Here is a 1,834-nt window from a genome sequence, read left to right on the forward strand (position 1 = left end):
CACCGAAGGCTCTGCCATCCCCATGCCGGGGTGGGCGTCGGGAGCGGGGACGTAGCCCATGGCTGGGGCGGCAGCAGGGGCTGCTCCGCCGGAGAAGTTGACGCCGCGCTCCAGGCGGTCCAGGCGGGCCATGACGGAGCGCTCGTCGCCGTAGGCGGCCGGGAGCATGACGCGGGCGCAGATGAGTTCGAGCTGGAGGCGGGGCGAGGTGGCGCCGCGCATCTCGGTCAGGCCCTCGTTGACGAGGTCGGCGGCGCGGCTCAGCTCGGCGGCGCCGAAGGTCTCGGCCTGGGCCTGCATCCGCTCCAGGACGTCGACGGGGGCGTCGATGAGCCCCTTCTCGACGGCGTCGGGCACGGCGGCGAGGATCACCAGGTCGCGCAGCCGCTCCAGCAGGTCGGCGACGAAGCGGCGGGGGTCGTTGCCGCCCTCGATGATGCGGTCGACCACCTCGAAGGCGGCGGCGCCGTCACCTGTGGCGAAGGCCTCGACCACGGAGTCGAGGAGGGAGCCGTCGGTGTAGCCGAGGAGGGAGGTGGCCATCGGGTACGTCACACCGTCCTCGCCAGCACCGGCGAGGAGCTGGTCCATGACGGACATGGAGTCACGCACGGAGCCCTGGCCGGCGCGCACGACGAGCGGCAGCACGCCCTCAGCGACCGGGATCTTCTCCTTTTGGCAGACCTCGCCGAGGTACTCGCGCAGGGTGCCGGGCGGGACGAGCCGGAAGGGGTAGTGATGCGTACGCGACCGGATGGTCCCGATGACCTTCTCGGGCTCGGTGGTCGCGAAGATGAACTTGAGGTGCTCCGGCGGCTCCTCGACGACCTTGAGCAGGGCGTTGAAACCGGCCGACGTGACCATGTGGGCCTCGTCGATGATGTAGATCTTGTACCGGCTGGAGGCGGGGCCGAAGAACGCCTTCTCGCGCAGCTCACGGGCGTCGTCCACACCACCGTGGGACGCGGCGTCGATCTCGATGACGTCGATCGAACCCGGGCCGTTGCGCGCGAGGTCCTGGCACGACTGGCACTCCCCGCAGGGCGTGGGCGTGGGACCTTGCTCACAGTTCAGACAGCGGGCCAGGATGCGCGCGCTGGTCGTCTTGCCACATCCGCGCGGCCCGCTGAACAGGTACGCGTGATTGACCCGGTTGTTCCGCAGCGCCTGCTGCAGCGGGTCGGTGACATGCTCCTGCCCGATGACCTCGGCAAAGGTCTCGGGGCGGTAGCGGCGGTACAGCGCGAGAGACGACACGCATACGAGGTTATAGGGGAGCACCGACAACCGGCCGCGCACCGGAACCGGCCCCGCTCCCACCGCAGGTCACAGCCTGGGCCCCGCCCCGCACCCCGCAAAAAACAAGGGCCCCCCACGCACCTGCCAGAGCCGACCTACCCTTGCTGCCTTCCGGCCCTGGGGGAGTTCAGTCAGATAGCACCGCGTGGGGGGCTGCCGAAAGAGTACCCGATCCGGACCTCCGCGAGATACCTCGACCGACCCCGCGCCGAGCACCGCTCCCCACCTCGGGAACGAGGTTCGCGAGCACCCTCCGCGGTCATGTAATGTTTGCGGCGGAGGATTCGCCTAGAGGCCTAGGGCGCACGCTTGGAAAGCGTGTTGGGGGCAACCCCTCACGAGTTCGAATCTCGTATCCTCCGCCAAGTGCCTCACCGGGCACTAAGTCGAAGGGCCCCACTGCTTGCAGTGGGGCCCTTCGACGTGTGTGGCCCCGGCTCGTGCGGAACGCCGGGGCCACCCGGGCTCAGGCCAGGGAGAATTTCTGGGCGCCGGAGCCGTTGCAGTCCCAGATCTGGAGGCGGGTGCCGTTGGC

At 69.6% G+C, this 1,834-nt stretch carries 1 protein-coding gene, 1 tRNA gene and 1 other RNA gene; 1 reads left to right on the forward strand and 2 read right to left on the reverse strand.

Features of this window, described 5'->3' with window-relative positions; genetic code table 11:
- Together GTW40_RS17405 and ffs are read right to left on the reverse strand one after the other, a co-directional pair.
- Positions 1–1,257: DNA polymerase III subunit gamma and tau (locus tag GTW40_RS17405; RefSeq protein WP_161181120.1), on the reverse strand; the 1,257-nt coding region annotated here is incomplete at its 3' end.
- Positions 1,258–1,360: 103 nt separating this feature from the next.
- An RNA gene (gene ffs / locus GTW40_RS17410) (signal recognition particle sRNA small type) lies at positions 1,361–1,457 on the reverse strand.
- Positions 1,458–1,576: 119 nt separating this feature from the next.
- Between ffs and GTW40_RS17415 the strand changes: the two genes are divergently transcribed.
- Positions 1,577–1,664 (forward strand) — tRNA-Ser (locus GTW40_RS17415).
- Positions 1,665–1,834 lie beyond the last annotated feature (170 nt).

This window comes from Streptomyces sp. SID4985 (genome assembly GCF_009863025.1).
GTDB lineage: Bacteria > Actinomycetota > Actinomycetes > Streptomycetales > Streptomycetaceae > Streptomyces.